Source organism: Leyella stercorea DSM 18206 (assembly GCF_000235885.1).
In the GTDB taxonomy this organism is placed as follows: domain Bacteria; phylum Bacteroidota; class Bacteroidia; order Bacteroidales; family Bacteroidaceae; genus Prevotella; species Prevotella stercorea.
Window position 1 is genome coordinate 3,168 of record NZ_JH379338.1, and the last position, 8,699, is coordinate 11,866.

The following is an 8,699-nucleotide window of genomic DNA, read 5'->3' on the forward strand; positions in this document are numbered from 1 at the left end:
GCAAGTGGTATTGATGCGGTTTCGACAACGGACAACATCGCAGCGGAGTACTACGACGTAAATGGTCGCCGCTTGAACGCTCCACAAAAGGGCATAAACATCGTGAAGCGTGGCAACATAACGACAAAGGTGCTCGTGAAGTGATTAGATATATAATGTATTACGAATAAAAAACGACTTCCATAACCTTAAGCGGGTTGTGGGAGTCGTATGTTTGTATGCAGTTATTGCTTGGTTGGTGCACTGTTGCTTGGTTAGTGCACTGTTGCTTGGTTGGTGCACTTCTTGCTCTGGCAAGCGGCAAAGCCGAGCGGAGACAAGTGCACCCCCTGGGATTACTTGCAGTTAGGGCACCAGGGCTTCAGCTGCTGGAAGAAGTCGTTGCCCTTGTCGTCAACGAGGATGAAAGCAGGGAAGTCCTCAACAGTGATCTTCCAGATAGCCTCCATGCCAAGCTCCGGATACTCTACGCACTCGATGCTCTTGATAGAGCTCTGTGAGAGAACAGCTGCAACGCCGCCGATAGTGCCGAGATAGAAGCCGCCGTGCTTCTTGCAAGCGTCTGTCACCATCTGTGAGCGGTTGCCCTTAGCGATCATCACGAGCGAAGCGCCGTGATCCTGGAACTCGTCTACGTACGGGTCCATACGGTTGGCTGTTGTCGGACCCATAGAACCGCAAGGATAACCCTCCGGAGTCTTAGCCGGACCAGCGTACAGGATAGGATGATTCTTGAAGTAAGCCGGCATCTCCTCGCCTGCGTCGAGACGAGCCTTAAGCTTAGCGTGAGCGATGTCGCGAGCTACGATGATAGTGCCCTTGAGGTTAACGCGTGTGCTAACCGGATACTTAGAAAGCTCTGCACGTACTGCGTCGATACCCTTGTCGAGGTCGATCTCGATGCCTGTTGTGCCCTCGCCCGGACGACGGAGTTCCTCCGGAATAAGCTCAGAAGGATTAGCGTCCATCTTCTCGAGGAACACACCGTCCTTAGTGATCTTAGCCTTGATGTTGCGGTCAGCCGAGCAGCTAACGCCCATACCGATCGGGCAGCTTGCGCCGTGGCGTGGCAGACGGATTACGCGGATGTCGTGAGCAAGATACTTGCCGCCGAACTGTGCGCCGAGACCGATCTTGTGAGCCTCCTTGAGGAGCTTCTCTTCGAGGTCGATGTCGCGGAAGGCGCGTCCAGTCTCGTCGCCTGTTGTAGGCAGCGAGTCGTAGTACTTGATAGAAGCGAGCTTAACGGTGAGGAGGTTCTTCTCAGCCGATGTACCACCGATAACGAATGCGATGTGGTACGGAGGACAAGCCGCTGTACCGAGGCTCTTCATCTTCTCTACGAGGAAGGGGAGCAGTGTGCCCTCGTTCTGGATGGTAGCCTTGGTCATCGGGTAGAAGTATGTCTTGTTGGCAGAGCCACCGCCCTTAGCCACCATTACGAAGCGATACTCGTCGCCCTCTACAGCCTCGATGTCGATCTGTGCAGGGAGGTTGCAGCGTGTGTTCACCTCGTCGTACATGTTCAGCGGAGCGTTCTGCGAGTAGCGTAGGTTGTCCTCGGTGAAGGTGTTGTACACACCGCGTGAGAGAGCCTCTTCGTCCTCGAAGTCGGTCCATACGCGCTGTCCCTTCTCGCCGTGGATGATAGCGGTGCCGGTGTCTTGGCAGAAAGGCAGGATGCACTTAGCAGCTGTCTCGGCGTTGCGGAGGAACTGCAGAGCTACGTACTTGTCGTTCTCAGATGCCTCAGGGTCGGAGAGAATCTGAGCCACCTGCAGGTTGTGCTCGCGACGGAGCATGAACTCTACATCGTGGAACGCCTGCTGAGAGAGCAGTGTGAGCGCTTCCTTCGAAACCTTAAGGATTGTCTTACCCTCGAACTCGCCTGTGCTTACGCCCTCGGTGGTAAGCAGGCGATACTCGGTAGTGTCCTTGCCCATCTGGAACATAGGAGCATACTTGAAATCTGGTGTTGTTGCCATAGTGTTATTTGGTTTAAAAAGTGAATATTTCTTCTGTAGCGACGCGCTTGACGGGCGCAATCTTCTCGAGCGACTTCATGTCGAGGTTATTCTCGTCGCCGAGGATGATGTAGAGCCACGGCTTGTTAGCCATGTTGTCGTGCTCGAACTTCACGATGTCCTCGAGTGTGAGTTTCGGCATGGCAGCGTAGATGTCGCGACGCAAGTCGTAGTTGATTCCGATGCGCTTGTTGCCAAGGTAAGAGAAGATGATATTAGCCTTGGTGATGCGCTGCGAAGCGATGCGCTTGACGGCAGCCTGCTGCGCCAGTTCGAACGCCGCCTGCGACTGCGGCATGGTGTCGAGGATGTTGTTGAACACGCGGATGCAGTCCATCATCTTGTCGTTCTGCGAGATGATGTATGTATAAGCATAGTTGGTCTGATGCTCCTTGCGCTTCGTTGTGCTGTAGTCGGCGAATGCGCTGTAGGCGAGTCCGCGGCTCTCGCGCAGCTCCTGGAACACGATGCCGTTCATGCCGCCACCGAAGTACTCGTTGAACACCGAAATCTTAGCCTCGTCCTCCGGAGTCCACTTCTGGTCGACGTTGTGCAGCTGCATCATGTAGATGTTCTTTGCGTCGTATGGTGCGAGAAGTATCTCGTTCTTCGGAGTCTCCACCATCTTGTACGGCTTGTTCTCGGGCGCATCCTGCAGAGTCTTCGCTGTGATGTGGTTCTTGTTGACGGTAGCAAGCAGCTGCTTCATGGCGAGCGGACCGTAGTAGACCACGTCGTGCTTGTAGTTCTTCAGCGCAGCGATCATATTGATAACATCCTGCGGACGGGTTGTTACGAGCTCTGTGCTGTCGGGCACGTTGCGCGTGGGGTTGTACTTGCCGTAGAATGCGTAGTTGCGCAGTGCTGAGAAGTTCTCCTTTTGGTTGAGCTTCGCATCGCGACGACCCTTCAGCAGGTTGTCAACGTACTTGCTGTAAGCCTCGTTGTCGACCTTTGCGTTGTTGAGCATTTGCTCCATGAGTTTCATTGCCTCGGTCATGTTCTCGCCGAGACCGCTGAGCGATACGGTCATAGTAGACCATGTGGGGGTGAAGCTGTATTCGCAGCCAAGCTCGTAGAAACGCTCCTTAACCTCTGCTGCTGACATCGTGCCGGTGCCGAGTAGGTCGAGATAGTCGGTGGCGTAGGGTAGCCACTTGTTAGCCTCCGAACCGAAATCGTACACGAAGTGAAGCTCGAAGAGGTCGTTCTGCGTGTTTTGGATGTAGTAGACCGGCTGCTTCTTCTTTGTAGTAGTGCGAGCGAAGTCCTTGGTGTAGTCGAGGAATACCGGCTCGATAGGCTTCACCTTCGACTCCTTTATCTCCTTCACGAGTGCGCTCTGCAGGTCGCGGTTGGAAGGTATCGGCGTGATAGAGGGCTTCTCAATCTTCTTCTGTGTGGGGTCTTCGCCCTGACGTTTGTAGACGATGGCGTAGCCGTCGGTGAAATGGCGTCGGGCGAAGTCCATGATTTGCTCCTTGGTGATACCGGCGATGCGGTCGAAACGTTCCACCTGCGTCTTCCATGGGCGTCCGTAGACGAAGGTGTTGACGAACGACGTTGCGCGACTCTCGTTACTGTCGAGCGAGCGCAGGAATTCGAGCTTCATGTTGTTCTTAACCGAAGGCAGCAGCTTGTCGCTGAACTCGCCACGCTTCAGCTTCTCAATCTCGCCGAGCATGATAGCCTTCACCTCGTCGAGCGACTGTCCCTCGTTGGGCTGACCGATCATGATGAACTGCGAGTAGTCGCGCATGTCTATCTTGCCCGACTGCACACCCTGGCAGAGCATCTTCTGGTTTACGTTTATATCGATGAGTCCGGCGTTGCCGTTGGCGAGCATACGGTCTATGACGTCGAGTGTATCAGCCTGCAGCGAAGCCGAGCCGTCCATCTTCCAGCCGAGGAACACGTTCTCAGCCTCCTGTCCGATTACGGTAGTATCAGCCGGAGCCGTGAGGTCCTTCACCGGTGCGAAGTGCGGGTACTTCACCTGCTCACTCTTCTTCCACGAGCCGAAGTACTTGTCGATGGTAGCCATCACTGCCTCTGGGTCGAAGTCGCCCGCCATGCAGATAGCCACGTTGTTCGGTACATAGTAGTGCTTGAAGTAGTTTTTGATATTCGTGATTGATGGGTTCTTCAGATGCTCCTGCGTACCGATAGTGGTCTGTGTGCCGTAGGGGTGAGTAGGGAAGAGTTTCCTGCCGAGTGCAGCCCACTCCTTGTCGAAGTCGCTTGTGAGATGCATATTGTACTCCTCGTAAACAGCCTCAAGCTCTGTGTGGAAGCCGCGGATGACCATGTTCTGGAAGCGGTCAGCCTGGATGCGTGCCCAGTTGTCAACCTCGTTCGACGGTATGTTCTCCACGTAGCACGTCACGTCGTTGCTTGTATAAGCGTTGGTGCCGTTGGCTCCGATGGCAGCCATCAGCTTGTCGTACTCGTTCGGGATGAAATACTGCGCAGCAATCTGCGACACCGAGTCGATTTCGTGATAGAGCTGTCGGCGTTTTTCGGGGTCGGTCACGGTGCGATAGTGCTCGTATCGGCGTTCGATGTCGTCGAGATAGGGCTGCTCCTTCGCTGCGTCTGTGGTGCCGAAGAGACGTGTTCCCTTGAACATGAGGTGCTCCAGGTAGTGAGCCAGACCCGTTGTCTCGGCAGGGTCGTTGCGCGAACCAGTGCGCACAGCCACGTAAGTCTGTATGCGTGGCTGCTCCTTGTTCACAGAAAGATAAACCTTCAGTCCGTTGGGCAGTGTGTAGATGCGTGTCTGCATCGGGTCGCCCTTCACTGTCTCGTATTCGTATGCCGAGGTAGTAGCCGCTGTTCCCAGTGAGAGTATTGCGGCAATAAGAAAGGATTTGAATTTCATTATTGTTGTTTTGTCTAAAATATTACATATAGAGTTTCTGGTTTTCAAAGTCAACCTCCTTGTCGAGCTGTTCGTTGAAGTTGTTGAACACCTCTTCCTCCACGTCGCCCAGTTCGTATTCCTTTGCGGCATCCTTTTTAATCTCGGCAATCCATGCACGTCGTGCCGTGACGTAGTCGCGCTTCACTCGTTCCACGTTCTCCTCGTTCAGCTCTGAGAAGCCGTAGTAGTCCATAATCATCCGATACGACCACGCCCAGCGGTATTCGGAATAGTTGGCGTTTATCTCCTCAAATCGCTCGGCAATATCCTCGGTGGTGTCAATCTCGCCAGAGAGAATATCGTCCACGAGGTGCTGTTCCTCCGACACGGGCAGCAACAGCCCCGACAGGTCAGTCCACGGTCCGGTGCCCACGTTCGTTGTCGGCTCCATCGGTGCATGGCGTTTGAGCACCGCTCCCATGTATATGCGCAGTGCGATGTCGTAGTATTTGATGCCTTTGCGCAGCGACGAGTTTTTGATAACATACCCATGATAGTTGTACGTCGGCACATCTTCGCCAGATGCGTTGCGCAGATTTTCCAGTATCTTCTTTCCGCGCAGTATCTCGCCCACGGTGAACGGCGAGAGCCAGTCGAAGTTGACAATGCTTTTGCGTGCGCCGTTTGGTCGCATGTCGCGTTTTGGCCATTTGCGTATGTCGCGGTACAGTCCCACGGTTGTCAGGTTGCGTCCTGGCACCAGGTACATGGTGTCGTTGTATGCTATAAGATACGAGAAGGGTAGCGAGCGTGTGTCGGGGTGGTACATCAGTTTGCCGAAGCACACGGAGAAGGCACCGATATGCGCCGGCATCAGTATGTATGCACCGCTGGCAGTCTTCGATCCGCGTTCGAGCGTTCCGTAGTGCATCGGTCCCATCTTGTAGGCATGGTTGGAGAAGTTGGTAGCCGAGCCGGCGTTGTAGAACGAGAACTGTCCGCCGATGAGCAGTGAGCTCTTGTGATGCGAAGCGGTGAACGGACCGCAGAACGCTGCGCATGCCTCTCCGTTCGCCATGTACGAGTTGGCGAAGAATACGCTGCCTGCTGCGGTGAAGCCGTTGCTCAGTTTGCATGCTTCGCCAACGAAGCAGTCCTGCATCTTCACGCTGTTGGTTATAGCCGAGCCGTTGCTGATGATTGAATTCTCGCAGATTACTCCTGTACCGATGTACACCGATGCATCGCTGTTGCTCATTAGGGTGCAGTCGCTGAGTCGTGCTGCGCCCGCTATCTCGCAGTCGTCGTAGACAACGGTATTCGTAATCTCCTTAGTGTTCACAATCTTCACTCGGTTGCCGATGGTTGCCATATCTGGCGAAGTGCGTTCTATCTCTTCGCGTATCAGTCGGCGTATGGCATCCTTCAGCTGTCGGTTGTGGAAGTGTTTGACCATAAGTGCTGCAATCTGGCTTGTCAGTCCGTGGAAGAGTATAATGTTTCCGTCGCCCACCTCGTTGAGCACCGATATCAAGTTGCCTTCTCCATATGTTGCACCGTCGGTTGTTTCCATAGTGCATACATTGGATATGATGCAATCGTCGCCAATGACATAGTTGTTAATGTATCCCGAAATGTTTTCTATGAGACAGTTGTTGCCAATGGTTACGTTGCGCAGTGTGGCGTTGTTCACGCCTGCGTGTTTCATGAAGCCGCGGCTCACCTCCACGTTGTTTGTGAATGCTCCGAGGCGTATATCGCCGTAGAACATTACGCTGTGGAAGAAGCGAGGCTCGAAATCTTCGCTCACCTCAATGCGTTGCCAGTCTTCTGCCCAGCAACTGTTGGCTTGTAGAGTCGAGATTTCGTTTTCGGTTAAGTTGCGATATATCATGTGCTTTTGGTGTTGAGATGTTGTTATGTTGAGGTGTTGTAAAGATGTTGTTGTGGTGAGATGTTGAGGTGTTGAGATATGATGTTGAGATGTGATGTTGTGGTGTTGTTGTGTTGAGATATGCATATGTCACCATCTCACCACAACAACACCTTTTCACCATCTCACCATCTCACCACCTTATTCCACATCCATATACAGGAAGTCGTTGTACGGATACTTCTGCACGTGCAGCTCGCGCACCTTACGGTATATTGTCTCGCGGAACTCGTCGATGTTCAGTTTCTCCTTAGCCGAGATAAACATACAGTTCTCGCCGAGTCGTGCCATCCATGTGCGCTTCAGCTCGTCGAGCGTGATGTTCTCCTTCGTCATCGGCGTGAGGTCGTCCTCCTCCTTCTCGGTCCACGTGTAGTTGTCAATCTTGTTGAACACAATCATCGACGGTTTGTCGGCGCATCCCAACTCCTTCAGCGTGTTCTCCACGACGCGTATCTGCTCCTCGAAGTCGGGGTGCGAGATGTCTACCACGTGCAGCAGCAGGTCGGCTTCGCGCGTCTCGTCGAGTGTCGACTTGAACGAGTCGACCAAGTCGGTGGGCAATTTGCGTATGAAGCCCACGGTGTCGGCGAGCAGGAACGGCAGGTTGTCTATCACCACCTTGCGCACCGTAGTGTCGAGCGTGGCGAAGAGCTTGTTCTCGGCGAACACCTCGCTCTTTGCGAGCATGTTCATGATGGTCGACTTGCCAACGTTGGTGTATCCCACGAGTGCCACGCGTATGGTGCGTCCGCGGTTCTTGCGCTGCGTGCTCATCTGCTTGTCAATCTCCACGAGTCGCTGCTTGAGCAGCGTGATACGGTTGAGGATGATACGGCGGTCCATCTCGAGCTGCGTCTCACCAGGTCCGCGCAGACCCACAGAACCCTTGCCGCCACCCGAGCCCGAGCCGCCGCCCTGGCGTTCGAGGTGAGTCCACAGACGTTGTAGACGCGGAAGCATATAGCGATACTGCGCCAGCTCCACCTGCGTCTTTGCCGCAGCCGTCTGCGCGCGCATGGCGAAGATGTCGAGGATGAGCGATGTGCGGTCGAGGATTTTCACCTGCAGCACTTTCTCTATGTTGCGCATCTGCTTTGCCGAGAGTTCGTCGTCGAAGATGACCATGCCGACGGGGCGCTCAGCGTCCTCCTCAGCCTCTATGTATTCGCGTATCTCCTCCAGCTTACCCGTACCCACGTACGTTACGGAGCTTGGTCCGCCCACGCGCTGTGTGAAGCGCTTCACGGTTACGGCACCTGCGGTGTCGGCAAGGAACTCCAGCTCGTCGAGATATTCTTTTGTCTTTGCCTCGTCCTGTTCCTTGGTTATAAGACCTACGAGTATGGCTGTCTCAGCCTTTACTTCTGATATTACAAATTCTTTCATTCCAAAGATATAAAGTTATAGTATGGGGTGTGTAGCTTTAATCATTCGCAAAATTAACTAAAAAACTTCATTCCACCTATTATATATATCAATAATTCGCGCTTTTAAGTAGGTTTCCGCATTGTTTTGTCCAATAAAACCTCACGAAAAGTCATCGTCACCCGAACGGAATCTGATCGGGCGGCGAACGGAATCTGATCGGGCGGCGGACGGAATCTGATCGGGTGGCGGACGGAATCCGATTGGGTGGCGGACGCGAACGGTGGAGAAAACAGAGGGTTTATGCGGTAAAAGTAGGGAAACTATCAGTTTCAGGAGGAATAATTACGAATTGATAATTACTAATTCAAGCGGTTGCTATTTGTAAGCAAATTGCGGTTGTTTGTTTAAAAAATACGATTTTTTAAGGTTGGATGGATAATAATGTGGAGGTAAAAGAGAGTTATATTATTATGAAGACCCGTTGGCGGAATTAATTTAGCGCATACTT

Annotated in this window: 4 protein-coding genes; all 4 read right to left on the minus strand. The window is 53.3% G+C overall.

Annotated elements, in window-relative coordinates; all coding sequences use genetic code 11:
- Window positions 1-335: 335 nt before the first annotated feature.
- Window positions 336-1,985, minus strand: coding sequence for a fumarate hydratase (locus tag HMPREF0673_RS00190; protein ID WP_007896670.1), 1,650 nt, complete (start codon window positions 1,983-1,985; stop codon window positions 336-338).
- A gap of 13 nt (window positions 1,986-1,998) precedes the next feature.
- Entirely contained in the window at window positions 1,999-4,905 is a 2,907-nt protein-coding gene (locus HMPREF0673_RS00195; protein WP_007896671.1) for a M16 family metallopeptidase, read from the minus strand.
- 22 nt (window positions 4,906-4,927) lie between these two features.
- Window positions 4,928-6,781, minus strand: coding sequence for a DUF4954 family protein (locus HMPREF0673_RS00200; RefSeq protein WP_007896672.1), 1,854 nt, complete (start codon window positions 6,779-6,781; stop codon window positions 4,928-4,930).
- 180 nt (window positions 6,782-6,961) lie between these two features.
- Window positions 6,962-8,209 (minus strand): GTPase HflX, encoded by a 1,248-nt coding sequence (hflX, locus tag HMPREF0673_RS00205; RefSeq protein WP_007896673.1) that lies wholly within the window; start codon window positions 8,207-8,209, stop codon window positions 6,962-6,964.
- Between the last annotated feature and the right edge of the window lie 490 nt (window positions 8,210-8,699).

Coding starts and splice junctions, on each gene's coding strand:
- hflX (WP_007896673.1), bottom strand. CDS start 8,209: ATGAAAGAATTTGTAATATCAGAAGTAAAGGCTGAGACAGCCATACTC.
- HMPREF0673_RS00200 (WP_007896672.1), bottom strand. CDS start 6,781: ATGATATATCGCAACTTAACCGAAAACGAAATCTCGACTCTACAAGCC.
- HMPREF0673_RS00190 (WP_007896670.1), bottom strand. CDS start 1,985: ATGGCAACAACACCAGATTTCAAGTATGCTCCTATGTTCCAGATGGGC.
- HMPREF0673_RS00195 (WP_007896671.1), bottom strand. CDS start 4,905: ATGAAATTCAAATCCTTTCTTATTGCCGCAATACTCTCACTGGGAACA.